At 75.0% G+C, this 25257-nt stretch carries 23 protein-coding genes; 13 read left to right on the forward strand and 10 right to left on the reverse strand.

Translation table 11 applies throughout. The annotated features are described in order from the left end of the window. The first annotated feature begins 1452 nt into the window (after positions 1-1452). From FGW37_RS25185 to FGW37_RS25195, 3 genes are read left to right on the forward strand one after another with little or no spacing between them, the layout of a single operon-like run. Positions 1453-2658: an EfeM/EfeO family lipoprotein gene (locus FGW37_RS25185; RefSeq protein ID WP_246430542.1), complete on the forward strand. Its 1206-nt coding sequence runs from the start codon at positions 1453-1455 to the stop codon at positions 2656-2658. After that, a complete protein-coding gene (gene efeB / locus FGW37_RS25190) occupies positions 2655-3938 on the forward strand; it encodes an iron uptake transporter deferrochelatase/peroxidase subunit (RefSeq protein ID WP_179083128.1) in 1284 nt (427 codons plus the stop codon). The genes FGW37_RS25185 and efeB overlap by 4 nt, the downstream gene beginning before the upstream one ends. Next, positions 3935-5803, forward strand: a complete 1869-nt coding sequence (locus FGW37_RS25195; protein WP_179083129.1) for a phospholipase C — start codon at positions 3935-3937, stop codon at positions 5801-5803. The genes efeB and FGW37_RS25195 overlap by 4 nt, the downstream gene beginning before the upstream one ends. A gap of 80 nt (positions 5804-5883) precedes the next feature. On the opposite strand, the gene FGW37_RS25200 is transcribed toward FGW37_RS25195, so the two are convergent. Then, on the reverse strand, positions 5884-6288 hold the full coding sequence (locus FGW37_RS25200) for a BlaI/MecI/CopY family transcriptional regulator (protein WP_179083130.1): 405 nt from the start codon (positions 6286-6288) through the stop codon (positions 5884-5886). Between the two features lie 242 nt (positions 6289-6530). Here FGW37_RS25200 and FGW37_RS25205 point away from each other — a divergent pair, with 242 nt between their 5' ends. After that, positions 6531-8492, forward strand: coding sequence for a transglycosylase domain-containing protein (locus FGW37_RS25205; protein ID WP_343067188.1), 1962 nt, complete (start codon positions 6531-6533; stop codon positions 8490-8492). 92 nt (positions 8493-8584) lie between these two features. Here FGW37_RS25205 and FGW37_RS25210 read toward each other — a convergent pair whose 3' ends face one another. Beyond that, positions 8585-9859 (reverse strand): polysaccharide deacetylase family protein, encoded by a 1275-nt coding sequence (locus tag FGW37_RS25210; protein ID WP_246430543.1) that lies wholly within the window; start codon positions 9857-9859, stop codon positions 8585-8587. Positions 9860-9927: 68 nt separating this feature from the next. Continuing rightward, positions 9928-10629, reverse strand: a complete 702-nt coding sequence (locus FGW37_RS25215) for an aminoacyl-tRNA hydrolase (protein WP_246430544.1) — start codon at positions 10627-10629, stop codon at positions 9928-9930. A gap of 47 nt (positions 10630-10676) precedes the next feature. Between FGW37_RS25215 and FGW37_RS25220 the strand changes: the two genes are divergently transcribed. From FGW37_RS25220 to FGW37_RS25230, 3 genes are all read left to right on the forward strand, one after another. Beyond that, positions 10677-11531: an ATP-binding cassette domain-containing protein gene (locus tag FGW37_RS25220; RefSeq protein ID WP_179083132.1), complete on the forward strand. Its 855-nt coding sequence runs from the start codon at positions 10677-10679 to the stop codon at positions 11529-11531. Further along, a complete protein-coding gene (locus FGW37_RS25225) occupies positions 11528-12196 on the forward strand; it encodes an ABC transporter (protein WP_179083133.1) in 669 nt (222 codons plus the stop codon). Before FGW37_RS25220 ends, FGW37_RS25225 begins: the two co-directional genes overlap by 4 nt. Positions 12197-12271: 75 nt before the next feature. Further along, positions 12272-12412 carry a hypothetical protein gene (locus FGW37_RS25230; protein WP_179083134.1) on the forward strand — a complete coding sequence of 47 codons (141 nt, stop codon included), beginning with the start codon at positions 12272-12274 and terminating at the stop codon, positions 12410-12412. Positions 12413-12415: 3 nt separating this feature from the next. Here the strand turns inward: FGW37_RS25230 and FGW37_RS25235 are convergent, their stop codons facing one another. From FGW37_RS25235 to zapE, 3 genes are all read right to left on the reverse strand, one after another. Further along, a complete protein-coding gene (locus FGW37_RS25235; RefSeq protein ID WP_179083135.1) occupies positions 12416-13330 on the reverse strand; it encodes a polysaccharide deacetylase family protein in 915 nt (304 codons plus the stop codon). Positions 13331-13389: 59 nt separating this feature from the next. After that, positions 13390-13686: an antibiotic biosynthesis monooxygenase family protein gene (locus FGW37_RS25240; protein ID WP_179083136.1), complete on the reverse strand. Its 297-nt coding sequence runs from the start codon at positions 13684-13686 to the stop codon at positions 13390-13392. Positions 13687-14105: 419 nt separating this feature from the next. Continuing rightward, complete coding sequence (gene zapE / locus FGW37_RS25245; protein ID WP_179083137.1) at positions 14106-15254, reverse strand: cell division protein ZapE; 1149 nt, start codon at positions 15252-15254, stop codon at positions 14106-14108. A gap of 71 nt (positions 15255-15325) precedes the next feature. On the opposite strand from zapE, the gene FGW37_RS25250 reads away from it, so the two are divergent. Beyond that, positions 15326-16141, forward strand: a complete 816-nt coding sequence (locus FGW37_RS25250; protein ID WP_179083138.1) for a pyrimidine reductase family protein — start codon at positions 15326-15328, stop codon at positions 16139-16141. Positions 16142-16302: 161 nt separating this feature from the next. Continuing rightward, positions 16303-16803: an indole-3-glycerol phosphate synthase gene (locus FGW37_RS25255; protein WP_179083139.1), complete on the forward strand. Its 501-nt coding sequence runs from the start codon at positions 16303-16305 to the stop codon at positions 16801-16803. A gap of 49 nt (positions 16804-16852) precedes the next feature. Here FGW37_RS25255 and FGW37_RS25260 read toward each other — a convergent pair whose 3' ends face one another. Both FGW37_RS25260 and FGW37_RS25265 read right to left on the reverse strand, forming a co-directional pair. Beyond that, a complete protein-coding gene (locus FGW37_RS25260) occupies positions 16853-17602 on the reverse strand; it encodes an ABC transporter ATP-binding protein (RefSeq protein WP_246430545.1) in 750 nt (249 codons plus the stop codon). Next, a complete protein-coding gene (locus tag FGW37_RS25265; protein ID WP_179083140.1) occupies positions 17599-18663 on the reverse strand; it encodes an FtsX-like permease family protein in 1065 nt (354 codons plus the stop codon). Before FGW37_RS25265 ends, FGW37_RS25260 begins: the two co-directional genes overlap by 4 nt. A gap of 624 nt (positions 18664-19287) precedes the next feature. On the opposite strand from FGW37_RS25265, the gene FGW37_RS25270 reads away from it, so the two are divergent. The 4 genes from FGW37_RS25270 (at position 19288) to msrB (ending at position 23060) form a co-directional block, all read left to right on the forward strand. Further along, positions 19288-20466: a sensor histidine kinase gene (locus FGW37_RS25270; protein WP_179083141.1), complete on the forward strand. Its 1179-nt coding sequence runs from the start codon at positions 19288-19290 to the stop codon at positions 20464-20466. After that, entirely contained in the window at positions 20463-21131 is a 669-nt protein-coding gene (locus FGW37_RS25275) for a response regulator (RefSeq protein ID WP_179083142.1), read from the forward strand. Before FGW37_RS25270 ends, FGW37_RS25275 begins: the two co-directional genes overlap by 4 nt. An 84-nt stretch (positions 21132-21215) precedes the next feature. Next, complete coding sequence (gene murC, locus FGW37_RS25280) at positions 21216-22610, forward strand: UDP-N-acetylmuramate--L-alanine ligase (protein WP_179083143.1); 1395 nt, start codon at positions 21216-21218, stop codon at positions 22608-22610. A gap of 42 nt (positions 22611-22652) precedes the next feature. Beyond that, positions 22653-23060 carry a peptide-methionine (R)-S-oxide reductase MsrB gene (gene msrB, locus FGW37_RS25285; protein ID WP_179083144.1) on the forward strand — a complete coding sequence of 136 codons (408 nt, stop codon included), beginning with the start codon at positions 22653-22655 and terminating at the stop codon, positions 23058-23060. Between the two features lie 24 nt (positions 23061-23084). Here the strand turns inward: msrB and FGW37_RS25290 are convergent, their stop codons facing one another. Next, on the reverse strand, positions 23085-23375 hold the full coding sequence (locus FGW37_RS25290; RefSeq protein ID WP_179083145.1) for a hypothetical protein: 291 nt from the start codon (positions 23373-23375) through the stop codon (positions 23085-23087). Between the two features lie 126 nt (positions 23376-23501). After that, positions 23502-25238, reverse strand: a complete 1737-nt coding sequence (gene treZ, locus FGW37_RS25295) for a malto-oligosyltrehalose trehalohydrolase (RefSeq protein ID WP_246430546.1) — start codon at positions 25236-25238, stop codon at positions 23502-23504. Positions 25239-25257: the final 19 nt, after the last annotated feature.

Here is a 25257-nt window from a genome sequence, read left to right on the forward strand (position 1 = left end):
CAGACGGGTGAATTCCGGGCGTATTTCCCGACCGGGCGGCCGGTCGCTGCGTAGCCTTGATCATGCGGTCGAGGACCACGGGAAGGCTGCGGTGCGGTGCGCTGCGCCCGGCGGACGCTCGGGGATGCAGGGGTTCCCCCGGGAACCCCTGCGCCGGGCGCCGGCACGCACGGCTGCCGCCCCGTAACTCGACCGCGTTTGTCTTCGCCGCGGGCCGGCGCCTCCGCGCCGCCCGGGCGACCGGGCTCCGCCGCGGTGTCCGGCGAAGCCGGCCCGGCTCAACACGCCGGGTGGTCCCCGGCGGAGCCGAACCGGACTCGGACCGGACTCGGCTCGGCTCGGCTCGGACCGGACCGGCCGGGCGGCGGAGGGCCGGACCCGACCGGCCGTGCGGCAGAGGGTCGGCTCGGCACCGCCGGACAGGTTGCCGGTGGTTGCGCGCCGCTGCGGCGGGAGAAGGGTGCGGGCCCGGTACGCGGTGCCTCGGCAGGCTTTGGCCGCCGTGCGGTGGGAAGGTGGCGGGCCTTGCCCTCGGTGGCTCGGCGGGCTTTGGCCGCCGTGACGGTGCGCGCGTGTGGCGGTGGTGTCCGGTGGGTGGGAGGTGGGTGGTGGTTCGTGTGTGGTGTCGGCTGCCGGTCCGGCACTGTCGGGGTGGTCGTGGCGGTGACGTCGAAGGAGGTGAAGGCCGTGGCGCGGGCGGGCGGGGTGAGGATCGCGGCCTGGTGGGGGCCGTGGAAGCGAGGGCCGGTGGCGGCCCGGGGCCCGTCGGGGGGCGCGGGTGCGGGTGCGGGGGCAGGGGCGGTGAGCGTGGCCGCGGCGCCTGCCGCCAGTGTGCTGCGCAGGAGCCCGCGCCGGGGAACACGCCGGGGTACGTACCGGAGGACGCGCCTCATGGCGTCCTCCGTACGTCGCAGAGCGCGGCGACGGACGCGAGGCGCTCCGTGAGATCGCCGACGGCGGCGTCTACGCGGGCCGGTTCTGGGTGGCTCGGCGGGCTTCGGCCGCTGCGGTGGTGCGCGCGTGTGGCGGTGGTGTCCGGTGGGTGGGAGGTGGGTGGTTTGTGTGGGGTGGTGTTCGCTGCCGGTTCGGCATTGCCGGGGTGGTCGTGGCCGGTTGCGTGCCGCTGCGGCGGTCGGGAAGCGGCGGGCCTTGGCCTCGGTGGCTCGGGAGGCTTTGGGCGCTGCGGTGGGTCGTGAGGGGTGGTGTTGGCTGCTGGTTCGGCGTTGCCGGGGTGGTCGTGGCGGGTTGGTCGCCGCTGCGGCGGTGGGAAGGTGGCCGGCCCGGTTTTCGGTGGCTCGGCGGGCTTCGGCCGTTGCGGTGGGGAGGCGCGGGTGGAGGCCTGCGGGCAGCCGCGGCAGCACCTGGTCGCCGTGGCGGTGCGCCAGCGCGATGCGTGGGGCCGGTCCGCGGGGCCCGGGCGGTTGCCGTCCGCCGCGGCGGGGTGCCACCGGCGTGGTGGTGAGTGGCGGTGGCCGGCCGGCGGCGCGGCGGGCGACCGGCCTCGTGGTCGGTGGTGCCGTGGTCGTCCTCGCCGGGTGCGCGCCGGCGGTGCCTCACCCCTCCGGGCCCGGCGACCGCGTCGACGCCTCCCCCGGCCGGTGCGGGGACGGCTGGCGTCATCCCCGGCCCGGCACGCAGACCTTCACCCTGCACAACACCTCCGGCACGCCCACCGAGGTCCAGCTCACCGACGCCCGCACCGGTGCCGTCCTCGGTGAGGTCGAGGGGCTGGCGCCCGGGGCCGCGCGGGGACTCCCGGTGCGGCTCGGGGCCGGCACGTACGCCTTCGTGTGCCTGGGGGACGACACCGACCCCGTCACCGGCCCCGCCGTCCGCGTCCCCGGCGACCCGCGCCGCACCCGCAGCGGCCCCGCCGCCGTCCCGGTGTCCGTGCACGACCTCATCCCGCCCGCCCTGGACTACCAGCGGTGGGTGGGCCGCAGCATGACCCGCCTCGTAGCCGCCACCGACGCCCTGCGCACGGCCGTCCGCACAGGCGACCGAACCGGCGACCGCGCCGCCGCCCGCTCCCGCTGGCTCACCGCCCACCTGGCCTACGCGCGCCTCGGCGCCGCCTACGGGGCCTTCGGCGACGCAGGCGACGCCCTCGACCGCACCACCGCGGGCCTGCCCCGCGGCGTACGCGACCCCGGCTTCACGGGCTTCCACCGCGTCGAGCACGGCCTGTGGCACCACGAGCGCGCCCCGGGCCTGCGCCGCGCCGCCGACCGGCTCGCCCGCGACGTCCGTTCCCTGCGCGCCGGCTGGGCGCACACCCGGATGGACCCGGCCGACCTCGGCCGGCGCGCGCACGAGATCCTCGAGGACACCCTGCGGGCCGAGCTGACCGGCCGCACCGACTACGGCAGCGGGAGCGGCCTCGCCACCGCCCGCGCGCACCTCGACGCCACCCGTGCCGTCCTCCGCCCCCTCCGTCCCCTCCTGCGCACCCGCTACCCGGGCCTGCCCGCCCTCGACCGCCGCCTGGCCCGCACGGCCAGGATCCTCGACGCCCACGCCCACGCCCGCCGCGGAAAGTGGACGCCGCTCGGGCGCCTGGACCGCGCGCAGCGGGCGCGCGTCGACGCCGCCGTCGGCGATCTCACGGAGCGCCTCGCGTCCGTCGCCGCGCTCTGCGACGTACGGAGGACGCCATGAGGCGCGTCCTCCGGCACGTCCCCCGGCGCGGGCTCCTGCGCAGCACACTGGCGGCAGGCGCCGCGGCCACGCTCGCCGCCCCTGCCCCCGCCCCCGAACCCGCACCTGCACCCGCACCCGCGCCCCCCGACGGCCCCCGGGCCCCCGCCGGCCCCCGCTTCCACGGCCCCCACCAAGCCGCGATCCTCACCCCGCCCGCCCGCGCCACGGCCTTCACCTCCTTCGACGTCACGGCCGCCGACCGCCGCGAGCTCGCCGACCTCCTGCGCACCCTCACCGACCGCGCCCGCTTCCTGACCACCGGCGGCACCCCCGCCCCCACCGGCATCACCGCGCCGCCCCCCGACTCCGGCATCCTCGGCCCGTACGTCCCGGCCGACGGCGGACTCGGCGTCACCCTGTCGGCCGGCGCCTCGCTCTTCGACGGCCGCTACGGCCTCGCCGACCGCGCCCCGCACCTGTTGCGCACCATGCCCGTCTTCCCCGACGACGACCTCGACCCCGCCTGGTGCCACGGCGACCTCGGCCTCCAGCTGTGCGCCGACAGCCCCGACACCGTGCTGCACGCCCTGCGCGACCTCACCCGCCACACCCGCGGCGGCATGCAGATCCGCTGGCGGCTCGACGGCCACACCGCCCCGCCCCGCCCCTCGGGCACGCCCCGCAACCTCTTCGGCTTCAAGGACGGCACCTCCGGCCCCGACCCCCGCGACGCGCGCCTCATGGACCGCCTCGTGTGGACCGCCGCGGACTCCGGCGAACCGCCCTGGGCCGCGGGCGGCAGCTACCAGGTCGTCCGGCTGATCCGCATGCTCACCGAGTTCTGGGACCGCATCCCGCTCTCCGAACAGGAGCGCGTCATCGGCCGCACCCGCGACACCGGAGCCCCCCTCGACGGCGCCCGCGAGAGCGACCCGCCGCGCTACGCCCACGACCCCGAGGGCGAGGTGACCCCGCTGGACAGCCACATCCGCCTGGCCCACCCGCGCACCCCCGGCAGCGAGGCGCACCGGCTGCTGCGCCGCTCGTACAACTACGACCGCGGCGTCGACAGCAACGGCACCCTCGACCAGGGCCTGCTCTTCTGCTGCTACCAGCGCGACCCGGTACGCCAGTTCACGACCGTGCAGAAACGACTCGCCGGAGAGCCGCTGACCGACTACGTCACCCCCTTCGGCGGCGGCTGGTTCTTCGCCTTCCCCGGCGTGCGGGACCGCGCGGACTGGTACGGCCGGGCCCTGCTGGCCGGTGGCACGGGCCGAACGGGAGGAAACGCATGACCTGTACCCGTATCCGCATCCTTACGCGTGCGCGCACGCGTACCCGTACCCGTACCCGTACGAGAAGAGCCGCCCGCCTCGGCGCCGCCGCCTTCGCCGTCCTCGCCACGGCCGGCGCCGCGGCCGCCGCCCCGCCCGCGGCCGCGCTGCCGTTCCCCGGCGACCGGACCGGGACCGAGTCGCCGATCGAGCACCTCGTCGTCGTCTTCGACGAGAACGTCTCCTTCGACCACTACTTCGCCACCTACCCGCGGGCCGCCAACACCGACGGCACCCGCTTCGAGGCCTCCCGCGCGACGCCCGCCCGGATCGACAACCTGCGCACGGCCGGGCTGCTGCAGCGCAACCCCAACCAGTACCCGCCCCGCCGCCTGTCCTCCCGGCAGGCCCTGACCTGCGACCAGAACCACTCCTACGGCCCCGAGCAGTACGCGGCCAACGGCGGCAAGGCCGACAAGTTCGTCCAGAACACCGACTCCGGCAAGTGCTCCGGCCGGCTGTTCGGCGAGCCCGGCCTCGTCATGGACTACTACGACGGGAACACCGTCACCGCCCTGTGGAACTACGCCCAGCACTACGCCCTGAACGACCGCTCCTTCAGCACCACCTACGGGCCGTCCACACCCGGCGCGATCAACCTCGTCTCCGGTCAGACCCACGGCGTCGTCTCCACCGACCCCGCCTCCGGCACGGAGCGGCCGCGGCGCACCGCGAAGCCGGACCCGCGCGTCGTGACCGCGCCGGGCGCCGACGGCGTCGGCACGATCCTCACCGACCCCGACCCGGCGTACGACGACTGCTCCAACAGGGACCGCGCCGGGCGCGGCGCCCTCGCCGCCATGACCGGCCGGAACATCGGGGACGTGCTCGGCGAGGAGGGCGTCACGTGGGGCTGGTTCCAGGGCGGATTCCGCCCGAGCACCCCCTGGGACGGGCGGCCCGGGCACCACGCACGCTGCTCCGGCCGGACGCACGCCAACGCCGGGGGTGTGCGGGTGATCGACTACAGCCCGCACCACGAGCCGTTCCAGTACTACCGGTCGACCGCCAACCCGCACCACCTCCCGCCGCGGTCCGTCGCCGAGATCGGCCGGGACGGGCGGGCGAACCACCAGTACGACCTCACCGACTTCGACGCGGTGCTGCGCGCCGGGCGGCTGCCCGCCGTGAGCTTCCTCAAGGCTCCCGCCGCGCGGGACGGGCACGCGGGCTACTCCGGGCCCGTCGACGAGCAGCGCTTCCTCGTGGAGTGGATCAACAAGATCCAGAGCGCGCCGCAGTGGGGGAGCACGGCGGTCGTCATCGCCTACGACGACTCCGACGGCTGGTACGACCACGCCTACGCCGCGCCGCGCAACGGCTCCCGCCTCGGGGGCGAGGGGCCGCACGGCAAGCCGCTGGACAGCCCCGCCTGCCGGGCCGGGCCCGCCGCGGCCGGGGGGCACGCGGGGCGGTGCGGGCCGGGGCCGCGGCAGCCGCTGCTGGTGATCTCGCCGTACAGCAAGGTCAACGCGGTCGACCACACGCCGACCGAGCAGACGTCGATCCTCCGCTTCATCGAGTGGAACTGGGACACCGCTCCCGTCGGCGGTTCGTCCTTCGACACCCGCGCCGGATCGCTGCTGAACATGTTCGACTTCGCGCGCCCGAACGGGAAGCGGGTGCTGCTGAACGCGGACGGCTCCGTGCGCTCGGCCGGGCGCCTCGGGGTCGTCGCCCCCGTGCGCACGAAGATCACCGCCGGCGGCGCGCCGGTGGCGTCCGCGGCCGCCCCGCGGGTCGCCTTGGCGGCGGGCGGCACGGCGCTGTGCGGTGGCGTGGCAGCGGCCGCCCTACTACACCGCCGAGCCCGCGGCCGGGGCTGAGCCCCGGGGCCCTCCGCCGCGAGGCGTCCGGCGGTGCCGGGCGAGCCCGGGGCGGGTAGGCCGCATCGCCGGGCGCAGGACTACCTCGGGGCCGGGAGGGTGCCGTCCGTCAGGAGGGCCCTCAGCAGGAGGGCGTCCGTTACCGGGAGTTCCGCCACGAAGCGGGCCAGCACCACTTCGCGGTCCGGGAGGGCGTCGAGGATGCGGCACATGCGGCGGGCGGCGAGGCCCGCCTCGTCGGTGACGGGGGCGTACGCGTAGGCGCGCCCGCGCGGGGTCCGGGTGAGGACCTCCTTGCCGTGGAGCCGCGACAGGATCGTCACCACCGTGCTGTAGGTGAGCTCACCGGACAGCCGGGCCTGCACCTCGCGCGGCGTCAGCGGACCCTCCGCCCGCTGCAGCGCGGCGAGGACCTCCCCCTCCAGCGCCCCGTTCGCCCGGCGTCGGGGATGGCGCACCGCGACGGTGGGTGTGGCTGTTTCCATGGCGTTCCGGCGTTCCTTCTGCTTCTTTCAATGGGTATGACCCGAGATCTTCTGCTTTTACATTGAAGTAAAACATTACGCTATGGGAGCGGACATCATATGGTCGAGCGGTGTTCGAACGACGAAAAGGGACGCATGCCGCGCATGCCCGGAAACCATCCGCTCCCGTCGGCCGTTCCTCCGGCCCGGGCCGCCGCAGACGCGCCGCCCCCCGGAAGCGCGGTCTGCGCGGGATGCAGGGTATGCGAGGCCTGCGCAAACTGCGCCCCGTCTACCCGCGCCCGGGCCGGCAGGGCTTCCGGCGCTGGGTCCCGTCGTGGCGCCAGGTGCTCGGACTCTTCTCGACCGTCGTAGGCGCCGTCGCCGCACTCGTGGCGATCATGTACGCGCGCACGGACATACCCGCCGACCTCAACGCCTTCGCCACCCAGCAGGACAACGTCTACTACTGGGCCGACGGCACCGAGATGGCCCGCACCGGCGAGGTGAACCGGCAGGACACCGACCTGGACAAGGTCCCGGAGAAGGTGCGCTGGGCCGTGCTCGCGGCCGAGAACCAGACCTTCTACTCCGACAGCGGGATCTCGCCCAGCGGCATGGTCCGCGCCGTCACCCGGATGGTGACCGGCGGCAGCACCCAGGGCGGCTCGACGATCACCCAGCAGTACGTGAAGAACGCCTACCTCAACCAGGAGCAGACCTTCACCCGCAAGCTCACCGAGATGTTCATCGCGATCAAGCTCGACAACCGGATGAGCAAGGACGACATCCTTGAGGGCTACCTCAACACGAGCTGGTTCGGCCGCGGCACCTACGGCATCCAGCGCGCCTCCCACGCCTACTACGGCAAGGACGTCTCCCAGCTCAACGTGAGCGAAGGAGCCTTCCTCGCCTCGCTGCTCAAGGGCGCGGGCCTCTACGACCCGGCGCTCGGCAAGAAGAACCACGAGCGGGCGGTCGAGCGCTGGGGCTGGATCCTGGACCGGATGGTCGACGGCGGCAAGCTGTCCAAGGAGGAGCGGGCCCGCTACACGTCCTTCCCCGAGCCGAAGGCCCCGCCCAAGCCGGCCGGCCTGACCGGGCAGACCGGCTACCTCGTGGAGACGGCGCGGGCGTACGTCAGCGCCCACACCCCCGTCACCGAGAAGGACTTCGACCTCGGCGGCTACCAGATCCGCACGACCTTCGAGAAGTCGTCCATGGCGGCCCTGACGAAGGCCGCGGACGACGTGAAGGGCCGGCTCGACCCCGACAAGCGCGAGTCGGACAAGGACGTGCGCATCGGGGCGGCGTCGGTCACCACCGACGGCCGCATCGTCGCCCTCTACGGCGGCCCCGGCTACCTCCAGCAGGGCTTCAACGACGCGAACTCCTCCGTCGTCCCGGCGGGCACGGCCTTCGCCCCGTTCGTCTACGCGGCGGCCTTGCGCGACGGTGTCCAGCTGGAGCGCGGCAAGCCCCGCACCCCGGTCTCCCCGGCCACGGTCTACAACGGCGACAACAAGGTGAGCCTGCGCACCCCCGAGGGCCCGTACTGGGACCGCTCCGGGAAGATCGTCAAGGCGGCCAACGACGGTGGGAAGTCCTGGGGGAAGGTGACGCTGAAAGAGGCGGTGGCGCAGTCCGTGAACACCCCGGTGATGCAGCTCGGCATGGACGTGGGCCTGGACCGGGTGGGCAGGGCGGCCGTCGACGCGGGCCTGCTGGAGAGCAGCCTGGGCACGAAGCTGCCGGCCTTCTCCCTGGGCACCGCGACCCCCAGCGCCATCCGCATGGCCGGCGCGTACGGCACCTTCGCGGCCCGGGGGCTGCACAGCGAGCCGTTCTCCGTCGACCGGCTGAGCCGCAACGGCAACGAGGTGCCCGTCGAGAAGCCGAAGGCCGAGCGCGTCCTGCCGCAGCCGGTGGCCGCCGCCGTGGACGACGCCCTGCGCGAGGCGGTGCGGCGCGGCAGTGCGACGACGGCCAGGGCGGCCGGCACCGATGCGGCCGGCAAGCCCGGCACCGGGCAGGGCAACAAGTCCGCGTGGTTCGCCGGTTACCGCGGCAAGGTGTCGACCGCCGTGTCGCTCTCCCGCATCGACCCCAAGACGCAGGAGCTGCTGGCGCTGGACGGCCTCGGCGGCGCCCCTAAGGACGCCGCCGGCAGCACCTTCCCCCTCGACATCTGGACGAAGTACATGGCGGGGGCGCAGCGGCACTGACGCCGCGGGGGGGCGGGGGGCGCCGGGCTCCTGCCCTGCGCCCCCCGCGGCCCGCGGCCCCGCGCCCTGCGCCTTACGTGACCGGTGTCGCCCTACTTGACCAGCGTGGACCAGTCCGGCGACTGCGCCGGGTCCAGCCCGCGGAACTTCGCCAGGACCTTGGGGTCCTGGACGTCCAGCCAGTCGGCGAGCTGCTTGAAGGACACGCAGCGCACCCCCTCCCGCTTGCAGACCGACTTCACGACGTCCTCGACGGCCTTCATGTAGATGCCGCCGTTCCAGTCCTCGAAGTGGTTGCCGACGAACATCGGCGCCCGGCTCCCGTTGTAGACGCGCTCGAAGCCGTTGAGGTAGCCGTCCCGGGTGAGCTTGCGCCACTCCGCGTACTTGGCCGGGTCGCCCTTGGTGTTGTCGCCGGACTGGTTGTAGAGGAAGTTGAAGTCCATCGACAGGACCTGCTTCTCGCTCTTGGGGTACGGCAGCAGCTGCAGCGGGAAGTTCCAGATGTCGTTGATCTTGGACGGCCAGATCTGGAAGTCGCCCGGCGAGCTCGCGTCGTAGCGCCAGCCGAACTGCTGCGCCGCGGCCAGCATGTTCTTCTGCCCCTCCAGGCACGGGGCGCGGCCGCCGACCAGCTCCTTCTTGAAGTCGAAGGGGAGCGGCGGGAGGCTCTTCAGGCCGGTGTTCGTCTTCCAGTTCTCGACGAAGGAGTACGACTGCTCGATCTCGCTCTTCCACTCGGCGACGCTCCAGTCGCCGCCGCCCTTGCCGCCGCAGAAGTGGCCGTTGAAGTGCGTGCCGATCTCGTTGCCGTCCAGCCACGCGCCGCGCAGCTGGACCAGGGTGTCCTTGATGTGCGGGTCGGTCGCGAAGGATATCGCCGCGTCGCCGGGCTTGTGCTGCGGCGGCTTGTACAGGGACGCCTTCGACTTCGGCAGCAGGTACATGCTGGTGAGGAAGAACGTCATCTTCGCGTTGTTCTCTTTGGCGACCTGGCGGAAGTGCGAGAACTGGCGGTCGTCGCCTTCCAGCGCGCCGTCCCAGGAGAAGACCACGAACTGCGGCGGCTTCTCACCCGGCTTGAGCTTCTCCGGCTTGGGCTGGTCCGGCTGCGGGCCGGTGTAGGACGTCGACCCGTCCCCGAGCACCTTGACCTTGCCGTCCCACTTCTCCTCGGGCTTCTTGCTCTCCTCCGCCCCGCCGTCCGCCGGAGCGCTCTGCCCGGAGCCCTGGGAGGAGGCCGGGGCGGAGGACTTGCCGCCGTCCTTCTGCTCGTCGGGATCGCAGGCGGTCAGGCCCATCGCGAGCGCGACGACGGCGCCCGCGGTGACGAGAGCCGTCGCGCCGCGCGCGGTCCTTTTCGACAACTTCTTACCCCCTGGCGCCAAAACAGATGTTCTGCCCGTCAGTATCACAGGTCTCTCTGTGAGCCCCGTCAGCCCCTCCGGACACTTCCGCAGCGCAGCGTGGGGTGCTCCGCGACCACCGTGCACGAGCCCGGCGCGATCTCCGTGAAGCCCGCGTCCCGCACCACCGGCAACCCGCTCGCCGCCAGTTCCGCCCAGCGCTCCGGATCCGCCGTGCGCACCGACAGCGCGAACCCGCTCTCGCGCCAGGCCGCGCGAGCCGCGTCGTCCAGCCCCCACCACGCCAGCTGGGCGCCGTGGCCCGCCTGCGCCATCGCCTTGCCCGCCGACATCTCCAGCTCCGGGCTCATCCACAGCACCGGCCGCGCGGGGTCCGCGGCCGCCGGCGGCCCGGGGTCGTCCAGGTCCGTGCCCGACACCTGCAGCTTCACCAGCTCCTTGGGCCAGCCGTCGAGGGGCACCGGCGGGAAGACCCGCACCTCCGCCCGCTCACCGGTCACCGTGATGCCCGGCAGCGCCGACGCCTTGCGCCACTCCGCGCCGCGCGCCCTGCGCACCACCTTGCGGATCCGGGAGTCCTGCCAGTCCCGTACCGCCCGCGCCCACTCGCCGTCCTCGCCGTCGCTGCCGGTGCCGGACCGCTCGTCCGCCAGGAGCGTCAGCACGGCACGCGCCGCGGTCTCCAAAGCGTCGGTCCGGGCGGGCGGGACGTCCTTCTCGATCCGTACGACGAGGGGCAGGACGAACTGGGGTGCGTCAGGGCTGGTCACGGCCACCAGTCTGCCAGCCGCCCGGCAGAGCCCCTTAAGGTGAGGGGATGAGACTCACGGGGGTGGGCCGCCGCTACGGACCGGGCGGGCCGTGGATACTGCGCGACGTCGACCTCGGCATTCCCGAGGGCAGCCTGCTGCGGGTCGAGGGCGCCAACGGCAGCGGCAAGTCCACGCTGCTGCGCCTGCTCGCGGGCATCGACGCCCCCAGCGCCGGCCGGATCACCGGGCGTCCCCGCACCGCCTACGTCCCCGAACGCTTCCCCGCCGCGCTGCCGATGACCGCGGGCGCGTACCTCACACGGCTGGGCCGCATCCACGGCCTCGGCCGCGCGGCCGCCTCGCGCGGCGCGCTGGACTGGCTGGAGCGGTTCGGGGCCGGTGCGTACGCCGGTACGCCGCTGTCCGAGCTGTCCAAGGGCACCAGCCAGAAGGTCGCCGTCGCGCAGGGCCTCATGGGCACGCCCGGGCTGCTCGTCCTGGACGAGGCGTGGACGGGACTGGACCCGGCGTCACGGGGCCTCTTGGACGAGGCGGTCCGGGAGCGGGTGGCGGGCGGGGCGCGGGTGGTCTTCGTCGACCACGATCCGGGGCGGCTGGCGGGGGCGGCGGACGCGGTGCTGCGGGTGGAGGGGGGAGCGGTCTTCCCTGACCGGGGCTCCGCCCCGGACCCTGGTCCTCAAACGCCGGACGGGCCGAGTGGTTGCCGCATCGTCGCCGAAGGCCCGCCCGGAGCCGTCCTTCCCCCCGATCTCCCCGGTACCCCCACCGTGGAGCCGGCCCGCGACCGCGCCGTCGCGCTCACCGTCGCCGCCCCGCACTCCGACGCCCTGCTCCGCGCGCTTCTCACCGCCCGCCCGCCGTGGCACATCCGCTCCGTGACGGAGGTACCGCACCCGTGATCGCCCTGCTCGGCTACCAGGCCGCCCTCCTCCTGCGGTCCCACCGCTGGCTGCCGCCGCTGCTCCTGTACGGCGCCTCCATGGGGGTCGGGGTGCAGGGCGGGCAGCCGGTCCTCGACTGTGCCGGGTGGGCGGCGGCCACGCTGCTGCCCGTCACCGCGTGGCTCGTCCGGGTGTGCGTGACCAACGAGCCGGCCGCCGCCAGGGACTGCAGCGCCGCCGCGGCGGGGCCCTGGCGGGCGCACCTCGCCGCGGTCGGCGTCGCCCTGTGCGCGTCGCTGCTGCTGGCCGTCGCCGGCAGCGCCGTCGTCGCGGCGGTCGGCGACCCGCACACCACCGGCCGGCGGGCGGTCGTCCCCATGGGGTCCGCCATCGCCGCGGGGCTGGCGGCCGCGGTGGTCTGCGCGCTGCTGGGGACGGCGGTCGGGGCGCTGTGCAACCGCCCGCTGCTGCGCAGCACCGCGTGGGCGGTGCCGTCCACGGTGCTCGCCGCGTTCCTGGTGCTGTTCGCCGGGGTGTCGCCCGCGAGGGCCGCCGTGACCGGACTGGTCACGGGTTCCCGCACCGGTGTCGTGAGCATCCCGTGGCTGCCGCTCGCCGCGGCGGGCGCCCTGGCGGCCGGAGCCGTCGCGGTGGCCTGCGCGCTCGCCTCCCGGCGCACGTGAGCTCTGTACCCCATGGGGATATGCCTCATGGGGAGACGCCTCATGGAGAGATGCCTCATGGGGGACGATGGGGGCATGAGCGACCACAAGGACGAGGCGTTCGCGGACTGCGTGCAGTGCGCGAAGCCCACCGAGCACCCCGCCGACCGCCCCGGCATCACCCTGTGCCCCGTCTGCGAGTGGCAGGAGGCCCAGCGCACGGCGTGCTCCGGCTGACGGTCAGCCCCCGGCGATGAGGTCCGAGACCAGGTCCGAGACCCGGACGAGCTCGTAGCCACGGGCCCGCAGTTCCGGCACGATGCGCCGGATCGCCTCCTCGGTGACGGGCGCCGCGCTGCGCGTGCAGTGCATCACCACGACGGAGCCGGGCTTCACCTGCGCCAGCACCTGGTCCGCGACGGGGCCGGCCTTCTTGGCGAAGGCGTCCCCGCTGACCACGTCCCACTGCACGGCGGTCACCTTCGCCGGTGCGAGCTCGCGCAGGACCGCCTGGTCGTAACACCCGCCGGGGAAGCGGAAGTACGGCACGATGCGCTCCACTCCGGCCTTGCGGAAGGCGGCGAAGGCACGCTCCACGTCCTGGCGGGCGGTGCCGCGTGCGACGGCGGGCAGGCCGTAGCAGGGGGTGGAGAAGGCGTGGTGGCTGTAGGAGTGGTCGGCCACCTCGAAGAGCGGGTCGCTGCCGATGGACCTGGCCTGGTCGGGGTACTGCTCGGCCCACTTGCCGGTCATGAAGACGGTGGCGGGGGCCTTCAGCCGCCGCAGCGTGGTGATCAGCTGCGGGTTGTCGAACCGCTCCCCGCGTGCGGCGCGCCCGTCCTGATCCGCCGTCATATCGGCGTCGAAGGTGAGCGCGACGCGCTTTGCGCCGTCGCGCCTTCCGTGGGAGAAGACGGGGGTGGTGCCGCCGGGGCCCGCAGGGAGCGTGGGCGCGGCCGACGGCGGTGCGGAGGGCGACTGCGCGGAGGGCGGCTGCGGCGCCGGGGCCGAAGTCCTCGGGGGCGGCGGGTTCTTGGTGCGCTCGGCCGCGTCGGAGCTGCCGCCGCCGCACGCGGCGAGGGGCAGGCAGAGCAGTGCGGCGAGTGCGGGCGCGAGGGCGTGACGGGCCGGCCGACGGCGGGGGATGGGGATCACCACGGCACTGTATGCCGCACCGCATGCCCGGTGCGCGGGGCCCTCGCGCCCGCCGGCCGTCAGGCGACGACGACGTTGTGCGCCGGGGTGATGACGGGCTGCAGGTCGGCGTGGCCGAGGTCGGCGAGGACGGGGCCGAGGGTCTTGGCCCAGGCCTCCAGCGCCTCGGGTGACTCCCAGACGTCGGTCACCCGCCATCCCCCGCCCTCCAGGGGGCCGGCGATGTGGGCGATGAGCCCGGCGGCGGGGATGTCGGCGAGGCTGGTGAAGCCCTGCCCGCCGGTGACGCGGGCGATGACGGCTTCGTAGAGGTCCTGTCCCCCGTCGGGGACGTCGAAGGTGACGATGACGGCCATGGTGTGCTCCTGGCGGTGGCGGTGGCGGAAAGCCCGGGGCCGGGCCCGGACACACCCTCCCTCTCCGGGCCGCCGCACGGCAGTCCCGCCGCGGCGGCTCGCGGGCGCACCGGGCGGGAGGCCGTAGGCGCTGGCGCGAGGGTGCGCGCGGGGCGGGCTCACCGCTTGTGGAGCGGGCCGGGCGGGCGGCTCCGCTTCCGGGTGGCTCCGGATGGGGCGGCTCCGCTTCCGGGTCGTTCCGGCCGGGGCGGCTGTGCCTTCCGCTGCGCCTTCCGCCGGGCCTCGCCGTGCGGCCTCCGCCGTAGCGGCAGTGCAGTCGGTGCAGTCCTTCCGCGGCAGCGGCGGGCATCCTGCGATGGCGCGGCTACGGCCACGGCCACGGCCGGGCACGGATCCGCCGGACGGCCGGACGGCCGTCGCTACTGCGGCTGCGTCACCAACGGCTTCGCGTCGCGGGCGAGCGCGGTGAGGCGGGATATCGCCCGGAAGTACTTCTTGCGGTAGCCGCCGTTCAGCATCTCCTCGCTGAACAGCTCGTCGAACGGCCGCCCGGAGGCGAGGACCGGTATCTCGCGGTCGTAGAGCCGGTCGGCCAGGACGACCAGGCGCAGGGCCGTGGACTGGTCCGGCACCGGCTCGACGCCGGTCAGGCACACCGCCTGCAGGGAGTCGCACATCGCGCCGTAGCGGCTGGGGTGGACCTTGGAGAGGTGGTCCAGCAGTGCGGGGAAGGCGTCGAGCGACGCGCCCTCGGTCGTTTCAGCCGTACGGGTGACGGTGTCGTCGTCGTACGGGGCGGGGGCCTGCGGAAGGCCGCGGTGGCGGTAGTCCTCGCCGTCGATGCGCAGGGGGCGGAAGTGGGCGGACAGCCCCTGTATCTCGCGCAGGAAGTCGGCGGCGGCGAAGCGGCCCTCGCCGAGCTTGCCCGGCAGCGTGTTGGAGGTCGCGGCGAGCGCGACGCCCGCCTCCACCAGCTTGCCCAGCAGCGTGGAGACGAGAACGGTGTCACCGGGGTCGTCGAGCTCGAACTCGTCGATGCACAGGAGGCGGTGGCCGCTCAGGGTGCGGACGGTCTGCTGGAAGCCCAGGGCGCCGACGAGGTTGGTCAGCTCCACGAAGGTGCCGAAGGCCTTCTGCTCCGGGGCGGCCGGGGTGGCGTGCCACAGGGAGGCCAGCAGGTGGGTCTTGCCGACGCCGTACCCGCCGTCGAGGTAGACGCCGCGGGGGCCGGACGGCGCGGCCGGCTTCGCCTCGCGCCGGAACCAGCGCTTGCGGCCGCCGCCGGGGGCGGCGCCGAGGCCGGCCGCGAAGCCGCCGAGGACCTGGACGGCCTCGGCCTGGCTGGGCTGGTCGGGCGCCGGTATGTAGTTGTCGAAGCGCACCGTGCCGAAGCGCGGGGGCGGCACCATCTCGGCGACCAGGCGGTCGGCCGGCACGTGCGGGGCACGTGAGGTGAGCGCGACGGGGGAGCCGGTACCGGCGCCGGATATCGGGCCCGGGGCGTCGGACGGGGCCGACGGGGCCGGCGAGGCGGCTGCGCCGGAAGCGGAGGCGGTGGTGGCTGACACAGCTCTCCAGCGTAGCCGCTGTCCGCCGGCCGGCGGCCGCCGGAAGAGCGAGGCATGTCACACTGCGGCCTATGCGACGCCTGTTCCCGCTCGAACCCTCCACCTCCTCCGCCTCGCCCTCCCCTTCGGCCGCGGCCCGGGCCTCCGCGCAGGAGGACCGCACCTGGGAGCTGGACGAACTGGCCGAGGTCTACGCGTACCCGGAGGAGCCGGGCCCGGCCCGCCACGCCTGGCTGCGCGCGAATATGGTCTCCTCGCTGGACGGCGCGGCCCACCACGACGGGCGCTCGCAGCCGCTGTCCTCCGACGCCGACATGCGTATCTTCGGGACGCTGCGCGGGCTCGCCGACGCCGTCATCGTGGGCGCGGAGACCGTACGGCAGGAGGGCTACCGGCCCGCGCGGGCCCGGGAGGCCTTCGCGGCGCGCCGGGCGGCGCTCGGCCAGGGGCCCGCGCCGGCGATCGCGGTCGTGAGCGCGGGGCTCGACCTGGACTTCTCTCTTCCGCTTTTCACCGAGCCCCTGGTGCCCACCCTCGTGCTGACGGGCGAGGACGCCCCCGAGGACCGGGTCGCCGCGGCGCGCGGGGCCGGGGCCGAGGTGCTCGTGGCGGGCGAGGGGCGCCGGGTGGACCCGGAGCGGGTGCCGCAGGTGCTGGCGGAACGGGGGCTGACCAGGCTGCTCACCGAGGGCGGCCCGCGGCTGCTGGGGCAGTTCGCGGCGGCCGGGGTGCTGGACGAGCTGTGCCTGACGCTCGCCCCGATGGTCGCCGGGGGCACCGCGACCCGGATCGTGAACGGCCCGGACATGCCCTTGCCGGAACGATTCGTCCTCGCCTCGCTCCTCGAAGAGGCAGGATTTCTCTTCAGCAGGTACCACAGGATCTGACAATCGGCGGAATATCCCGTTCCGGTTAGCCGTCGGTGGGCAGAATTGAATCGGACGCTCCCCAGGGGGCACATGATCGGAACAGGCGGGCCCAGGGGGCACGCAGGATGGTTTCTTTTGGCCGTTGGGCCGGTGGCCCACGAAGGAGAAGGGCTTCCACCGTGTTCACGAGCGTATTGATGATCGAGCAGCCGCTGTCCGCCACCGACGTCGACTTCGTCACCACCCTGCACGACGACCAGATGTCCTTCGTGGTCCTCATGCAGCCCAGAGGCGCCGAGGACCGGCTGCTCCGGGCCATCGACGACGTCGCGCTCGGCGAGCTGGAGCAGGCCGTGCACGAGGCGGACGAACCCGAGGGCGAGCAGGCCCTCCGGCCGGCGGCCCTGGCCCTGGAGCACTCGCTCCGCAGCCTCCGGGACGCGGGCTGCGAGGCCGTCGGACAGCTCATCGAGGGCCACCCGCTGGACCTGCTGCGGTCCGTGGTCGAACAGACCCACGCCGACGAGGTGATCGTGCTGACCGCGCCGCACCTGGTAGAGGAGTTCTTCCACCGCGACTGGGCCTCCCGGGCCCGGCACAAGGTCGGCGTCCCCGTGCTCAAGCTCTACGCACACAACGACGAAGAGGACTACGCCCTGGGCGACGTGCAGGAGCCGTGACCCGGCCGCGGCGGGGGCGGCTCCCGCCGCGGGTCCCGGGCCCGCGGGGTCAGCGCAGCCGCCCGTCGGCCATGGACAGCCGTCCGTCGGCCATGGACAGCCGTCCGTCGGCCATGGTGAGCACCCGGTCCGCCCGGCCGAGCAGCTCCCGGTCGTGCGTGACCAGCACCGTCGCCGTCCGGTGCGCCCGCGTCACCTCGGCGAGCAGCTCCACGACCTGCTCGCCGCGCTCCCGGTCCAGCGCCGAGGTCGGCTCGTCCACCAGCAGGACGGACGGGCCCCCTGACAGCGCCCGGGCGATGTTCACCCGCTGGCGCTCGCCGCCCGACAGCTGGTGCGGGCGGCGGCGCCGCTTCGCCGCATCCAGGCCCACCGACTCCAGCAGCTGCGCCACCCGCGCCCGGGCGGCCCGCGCGCTCCCGCCCCGCACGCTCCGGCCTCGCACGTGCTCCACGGCCAGCAGCTGCTCCTCGGCGGTCAGCGACGGCAGCAGGTTCGCCTGCTGGAAGACGATGCCGATCCGCTCCCGGCGCAGTGCCGTACGGGCCCGGGCGCTCATCCGCGCGGTGTCCCGGCCCGCCACGGTCACGCGGCCCGCGTCCGGGCGCAGGAGCGTCGCCGCCACCGCGAGCAGGCTCGACTTCCCGGAGCCGGACGGCCCCGCGACGGCCACGAGCTCCCCGGGCGCGACCTCCAGGGAGACCGCGTCGAGGGCGGTCAGCCTGCGGTCGCCGTCCGGGTAGGTGAGGCCGACGGCCTCCAGCGACAGGGCGGGGGACGGAACGGGCGCGGTGCTCAACGGGAGGCTCCCAGGGCGGTCAGCGGATCGACGGACGTGATGCGGCGCACGGCGAGCGCGGAGCCGGCCAGACCCAGCAGCACCATCGCCGCCACCGGTACGGCGACGGTCGCCGCACCCAGCTCGAACGGCACCGAGGCCGACGCCAGCGCTCCGCCGGCCGCGCCCGCCGCGGCGCCCAGCGCGGCCCCGGCGGCCAGGACGACCGCCGCCTGTCCGAGGGCGTCCCGCACCAGGTAGGCGCTGCTCGCGCCCACGGCCTTGAGCACCGCGACGTCGGGTTTGCGCTGCACCGTCCACACCGTGAAGAAGGCCCCGACGACCAGGGCGCTCACCACGAACAGGAACCCCTGGATCATCCGCAGGGTGCCGTGCTCGGCCGCGTACCCGTCGATGCCGTCCAGCGCCGCGCCGACGCCGACCGCCTTCGTGGTCCGCGCGGCGGGGCCGTCCGGCCGGCCGCCGCCGTTCACGGCCAGCGCGGTCGGCTGCGCCTGGTGAGTCACGTGGTGCCAGGCGGGCAGGGTGGTCCACACGCTCGGGGCGTGGCCGTGGCTGCGGTCGGCGGTGATGCCCGAGACGGTCAGTTCCTCGGTACCGAGGGTGACGCGGTCGCCCCTGCGCACCCCCGTCTCGCGCGCCAGCCGCTCGCTCACCGCCACCCCGCGGCCGTCCGGGGCGGAGCCGGAGACGAGCGCGGGCCGCAGGCGGTCCGGCGTGCCGAACACGCTCACCGACGACGCCTTGCCGCCCGCCGTCAGCCGGGTCATCGCCACGCCGACCGGTTCGGCGGAGGTGACGCCCGGCGCCTCCCGCCAGGCGCGCAGCTGCCCGGCGTCCACCGAGCTGTTCGAGAACGAGACCTCCGGCGCGGCCCCGGCGGGTGCGGCGAAGACGATCCGGCCGGCGGGCAGCCCGGCCACGGCGGACGACGCCTCCCGCGCCAGGCCGTCGGTCAGGCCGTAGAGGAAGACCACGAGCGTGGTGATGAGGGCGACGACCGCGCCCATCAGGGCGAACCGCCCCCGGGCGAAACGGATGTCACGAAGCGCGACGAACAAGGACCCCTCCCGGGCTCTGTCAGGACGCCTCCACGGTCCCGCGCGGGCGCCCCGCCGCCATCAGGGCAAGGACGGGTCCGCACCCCGTACGTCCGGTGCACCCGAAAATCAATCGAACGGTTGAGGGTTACGGGCCGGGTCCCCCGGGCGCGGGCCCGTACGCTCGATCGGGTGAGTCGAACGAGCCTCCCCGCCCCCGAGACCACGACCGGGCACGCGCGCGTACCCGCCCGCTCCAGGTGGCACGCCCTGCGGCCCGGCACCGGCAGCGAGCCGCGGGGCGCGCAGTCCGACGGGACGAACACCGAAAGCACCACGGGAACCGGAACCGCCGCGGACACGGGCGAGCGGGAGGACACAACGAACGGCGCGACCTTGGACGGCCCTGCGGGCGGCCCTACGGGGGGTCCTGCGCGGTCTGGCCCTGCGGGTCGCGCAGCGGGGGACGGCCTGGCGGACGGTCCTGCCCGGGACGGTCTCGTGGGCGGCGCGGCGCCGGATGGGTCTGCCCGGGGCGGTCTCGGGACCGGCGTGGTCCCGGGTAGGTCGGCGGGCCGGACCGGCCGGACCGGCCCGGCAGGCCCCGCGGACCGGTCCGACCTCCTCGGTGGTGCCGGTGCCGAGATGCCCTCCCTGCGGCTCGTCCGGCTTGCGGTGCACGGTGTGTTCTACGTGCTGCTCGTCATCGCCGCCGGCCCCGCCCTGGCCGGGACGGCCCCCGTGGCCGTGCTGCCGCCCGCCGCCGTGCTCGCCGCCGTCTACGGGCTCGGTATCGTCCGCAGCACCCGGCGCCCCGGCCCCTGGCTCGCCGCCGTCACCGCGCTGTGGCTGCTGCTCCTGGCCATGGACCACGGCTTCAGCTACGTCGCCTTCCCGCTCTTCTTCCTGTTCCTGCACGCCATGCCGGTCCGCTGGGCGCATCCGGCCGTCGCCGCGGCCACCGCCGCCGTCGTGGCCGCCCAGGCCGGCGCCCCGGGCGGGCTGACCGCCGCCAAGGTCATCGGGCCCGTCGCCGGCGCCGTGGTCGCCATCCTGACCGGCTACGGCTACGCCGCGCTCTACCGGGAGAGCCGCAAGCGCCAGCAGCTCATCGACGACCTCCTGCGCACGCGCGACGAGCTCGCCGCCGCCCAGCGCGAGGCCGGGCGGCTCGCCGAGCGCCAGCGCCTCGCCCGCGAGATCCACGACACCCTCGCCCAGGGCCTGTCCAGCATCGTCCTGCTCGCCCGCGCCGCGGAGACCGCGAGCCCGGAGGCGGCCCGCGCCCGGATGCGGGAGGCCGGGCGGACCGCGGCCGACAACCTCGCCGAGGCCCGCCGCTTCGTCCGGGCCCTCACCCCGCCCGCCCTGGAGGAGGCGCCGCTGCCCGAGGCGCTGCGCCGCGTGACCGAGCGGACGGTCCCGGGGGCCGTCTTCCGCCTCGACGGCGACCCCTGCGCCCTCCCCATGGAGACCGAAGTCGCCCTGCTGCGCCTCACCCAGGAGGCGCTCACCAACGCCGCCCGCCACGCCCACGCCGACCACACCGCCGTCACCATCGCCTTCCTCGACGGCCAGGTGACCCTCGACGTCTACGACGACGGCATCGGCTTCACCCCCGGAGCCGACCCGGCCGACGGCCGCCGGACCTTCGGCCTGCACGGCATGCGCGAACGCATCGCCGCCCTCGGCGGCACCCTCACCGTCGAGTCCGCCCCCGGCGAGGGCACGGCGATCGCAGCGGTGGTGCCGGTGGTGCCCCTGGGTTCCGGGGCACCGGCGGGCCCGGCGGCCCGCCCCTGGCGGAAGGGGGCCGCGGCATGAGCGGGCCGGCACACCCGGAAGGCGCCGTCCGCGAGGCCGTCCGCGTCCTGATCGTCGACGACCACCCCGTCGTCCGGCGCGGGCTGCGCGCCATGGTCGACGAGCTCCCCGGCGTGGAGGCCGTCGGCGAGGCCGGCGACGGCGCCGAGGCCCTGCGGCTGCTCGGCTGCGGGACCCGGCCCGACGTCGTCCTCATGGACCTGCAGATGGGCGCCGGCATGCACGGCGTCGAGGCCACCCGCCGCATCACCGCCCTGCCGGAGCCGCCCGCCGTGCTGATCCTCACCACGTACAGCACCGACGCCGACATCCTGGCCGCCGTCGAGGCGGGGGCGACCGGCTACCTCCTCAAGGACGCCCCGCCCGAGGACGTCGCCGCGGCCGTCCGCGCCTCGGCCCGCGGCGAGACGGTCCTCGCGCCGCCCGTCGCCGCGCGCCTGCTCGGCCGCGTGCGGTCGGGCCGCCCGGCGCTGTCGCCGCGCGAGACCGAGATCCTCGGGCTGCTCGCCGAAGGCCTGGCCAACAAGCAGATCTCGCGCCGCCTGTTCATCAGCGAGGCCACGGTCAAGACCCACCTCGTGCACATCTACGGCAAGCTCGGCGTGGACAGCCGCACGGCCGCCATCGCGGCGGGGCTGGCGGGAGGGCTCATCCGGTCCGTATGACGGGGGCGGGCGGGGCCGCCGTCGCGGGGTGCAAGAATCGCGGTGAGTCGTTTTCCCGTACCCCGACCCCAGGGAGCTCCGCACATGGCACCGGCCGTCCCCACGACGATGGACCGACCGCACTTCATCGGCATCGGCGGCGCCGGCATGTCGGGCATCGCGAAGATCCTCGCGCAGCGCGGCGCGGCCGTCGCCGGCAGCGACGCCAAGGATTCCCCGACCGCCGAGGCCCTGCGCGCCCTGGGCGCCACGGTGCACATCGGGCACGCCGCCGAGCACCTGGCCGAGGACGCCACCTGCGTCGTCGTCTCCAGCGCCATCCGCGCCGACAACCCCGAGCTGGCCGCCGCCGCCGAGCGCGGCATCCCCGTCGTGCACCGCTCCGACGCCCTCGCGCGCTTGATGGACGGCCTGCGCCCGATCGCGGTCGCCGGCACCCACGGCAAGACGACCACGACGTCGATGCTCGCCGTCTCCCTCGACGCCCTGGGCCTCGACCCGTCGTACGCCATCGGCGGCGACCTGGACGCCCCCGGCTCCAACGCGCGCCACGGCGTCGGCGAGATCTTCGTGGCGGAGGCGGACGAGAGCGACCGCAGCTTCCACAAGTACGCGCCCGAGGTCGCGATCATCCTCAACGTGGAGCTGGACCACCACGCGAACTACGCGTCGATGGACGAGATCTACGAGTCGTTCGAGACCTTCGTCGGCCGGATCCGCCCGGGCGGCACGCTCGTGGTCGCCGCCGACCAGGCGGGCGCGCGCGAGCTGACCGAGCGTATCTCGGGCCGCTACGACATCGAGGTCGTCACCTACGGCACCGCCGAGGACGCCGACGTCCGCGTCCTCAAGGTCAACCCGCGCGGCCTGACCAGCGAGGTCACCGTCCTGCTCGGTGGCAAGATGCTGACCTTCACCGTCTCCGTGCCCGGCAGCCACTACGCGCACAACGCCGTCGCGGCCCTCGCCGCGGGCGTCGCCCTCGGCATCCCGGTGCACAACCTCGCCTCGGCGCTCGGCAAGTACACCGGCGTCAAGCGCCGCCTGCAGCTCAAGGGCGAGGCCCGCGGCGTGCAGGTCATCGACTCCTACGCGCACCACCCCACGGAGATGACCGCCGACCTGGAGGCCATCCGCGGCGCCGCCGCCGGCGCGCGGCTCCTGGTCGTCTTCCAGCCGCACCTGTTCTCCCGCACCCAGGAGCTCGGCACGGAGATGGGCCAGGCCCTCGCCCTCGCCGACGCCTCGGTCGTCCTGGACATCTACCCGGCCCGCGAGGACCCGGTCCCGGGCGTCACCAGCGCCCTGATCATCGACGCCGCGGCGGCCGCCGGCGCCGACGTGCGCGCCGAGCACGACATGGCGGCGATCCCGGACGTGGTCGCGGGAATGGCCCGCCCCGGGGACCTCGTTCTGACCATGGGCGCCGGTGACGTGACGGACCTCGGTCCGCGCATCCTGGCCCGCCTGGAGAGCTGACCGCACCGGCGGACAGCCGCGACCCCCCGGAAGGCGTGCGAGATGGCGTACGAGGTCGAGAAGACGGACGAGCAGTGGCGGGCGGAGCTCTCCCCCGCGGAGTACCAGGTGCTCCGCAGGGCAGGCACCGAGCCCGCCTTCCGGGGCGAGTACACGGACACCAAGACCGCCGGCGTCTACTCCTGCCGCGCCTGCGGCGCGGAGCTGTTCCGCTCCACGGAGAAGTTCGAGAGCCACTGCGGCTGGCCCAGCTTCTACGACCCCAAGGACTCGTCCGCCGTCGAGCTGATCGAGGACCGCTCGCACGGCATGGTGCGCGTCGAGGTCCGCTGCGCCCGCTGCGGCTCGCACCTCGGCCACGTCTTCGAGGGCGAGGGCTACCCCACCCCGACGGACCAGCGGTACTGCATCAACTCCATCGCCTTGCGCCTGGAGCCTGCGGAGGGCTGAGACCGGGGGAAGGCCGCGCCCGGCTCACTTGCGCGCGGCGAGGCCCTTCTTCAGGTCGTCGTAGTTCATGACGGGGAGCAGCTCGACGTCGGCTTCCATCTCCAGCAGGAGCGACTCCAGCGTGGCGGGTATCTGCGACGGGTCCTCCAGGTCGAAGACGAGCGTGCAGGTGCGGCCGCCGTCCATGGGGCCGAAGTAGGCGGCTTCGGGCTTGGTGCGGTCCATCAGGTCCTGCACGAACTTGCCGAGGTTGCCGCTCTTGTAGACCTCGTTCGAGGTGTGGGTGTCCAGCCGGGCCCTGAGCATCATGCGCATGGCTCATCGTCCCCTCGGGGCGACCCACCGCGCCCGGCGCTCCGGCTCCGCGCTCACTGAGGCGCGGATGCGCCCACCCTCAGCGTCTCTCCGGCCCCGCCCCGCCGCAATGCGGGCGCGGCGGGGTCAGCCGCACCGCAGCACGGCCGCCGAGGCGGGCGGCAGGTGCAGCAGGCCGTCCGGGCCGGGGAGGTCGACGGGTCGCCAGGCGGCCAGGACCTCGCGCACGGGGGCGTCGCCCAGGGGCAGCGCGGCCGGCTCGTCCGTCGGGTTGACGGCCGTGCACAGGCCGCCGCGGCGCAGGACGGCCGTGGCGCCGGGGCCGATGGTGACCGCCGTGGCGGAGAGCGGGCCGGGTCCGGGTTCGGCGCGGCGCAGGGCGATCAGGCGGCGGTGCCACTCCAGCAGGGCGCGGTGCGGCTCGCGCTCCGGCTCGTCCCAGTCCAGGCAGGAGCGGGTGCGGGTGGCCGGGTCCTGCGGGTCGGGGATCTCCTCCGCGGCCCAGCCGTGCGCGGCGAACTCGCGCCGGCGGCCGGTGCGGACCGCCTCGGCCAGCTGCGGGTCGGTGTGGTCGGTGAAGAACTGCCAGGGGGTGCGCGCGCCCCACTCCTCGCCCATGAACAGCATCGGGGTGAACGGCCCGCCGAGGACGAGCGCGGCGGCGCAGGCCAGCAGCCCGGGGGAGAGGCGGGCGGAGAGCCGGTCGCCCAGGGCGCGGTTGCCGATCTGGTCGTGGTTCTGGGCGTAGCCCAGGAGGCGCCGGGCCGGGGTGCCCGGGTCGAGGGGCCGGCCGTGCGGGCGCCCGCGGAAGGAGGAGTGCGTGCCGTCGTGGAAGAAGCCGCCCCGCAGCGTCTTGCCGAGCGCCCCGGCCGGGTCGGCGGCGAAGTCGGCGTAGTAGCCCTGGGACTCCCCGGTCAGGACGGTGTGCAGGGCGTGGTGGAAGTCGTCGTTCCACTGGGCGTGCAGGCCCAGGCCGCCCGCCTCGCGCGGCGTGGTGGTGGCCGGGTCGTTCAGGTCGGACTCGGCGATGAGGAACAGCGGCCGGCCCAGCCGGGCGGCCAGGGCGTCCACGGCGCCGGAGAGTTCGGCGAGGAAGTGCTTGGGCCGGGTGTCCGCGAGCGCGTGCACGGCGTCCAGCCGCAGCCCGTCCAGCCGGTAGTCGCGCAGCCAGGCCAGCGCACTGCCCGTCAGGTACGCGCGCACCTCGTCGGAGCCGGGGGCGTCGAGGTTGACGGCGGCGCCCCACGGCGTGTGGTGGGTGTCGGTGAAGTACGGCCCGAAGGCGGGCAGGTGGTTGCCGGAGGGGCCGAGGTGGTTGTGCACCACGTCCAGGACGACGCCGAGGCCCAGCGCGTGCGCCGCGTCCACGAGCCGGCACAGCCCCCCGGGCCCGCCGTAGGGCTCGTGGACGGCCCACGGCGCCACGCCCTCGTACCCCCAGCCGTGAATGCCGGGGAAGGGGCAGACGGGCATCAGCTCCACGTGGGTGACGCCCAGCCGGGCGAGGTGCGCCAGGCGCGCGGCCGCGGCGTCGAAGGTGCCCTCGCGGGTGAACGTGCCCACGTGCAGCTCGTAGAGGACGGCGCCGGACAGCGGGCGGCCCGCCCACTCGTGCCGCCACGGGAAGCGCCCGGGGTCGGTGACGGCGCTCGGCCCGTCGGGCCCGTCGGGCTGGCGGCGCGAGCGCGGATCGGGCCGCACGGGGCCGCCGTCCAGGGCGAAGCCGTAGCGGGTGCCCTCCTCGCCGGGGGCCTCGCAGCGCCACCACCCGTCCCGGGCCGGGTCCCGCTCCATCGCGTGCGCCCGGCCGCCGGCGCGCAGCTGCACCCGGCCGGCCCGCGGCGCCCACACCTCGAACAGCACGGGCGGCTCCTTTCCGTCG

It is taken from the genome of Streptomyces rectiverticillatus, assembly GCF_013394065.1.
Classification (GTDB): Bacteria; Actinomycetota; Actinomycetes; order Streptomycetales; family Streptomycetaceae; genus Streptomyces; species Streptomyces rectiverticillatus.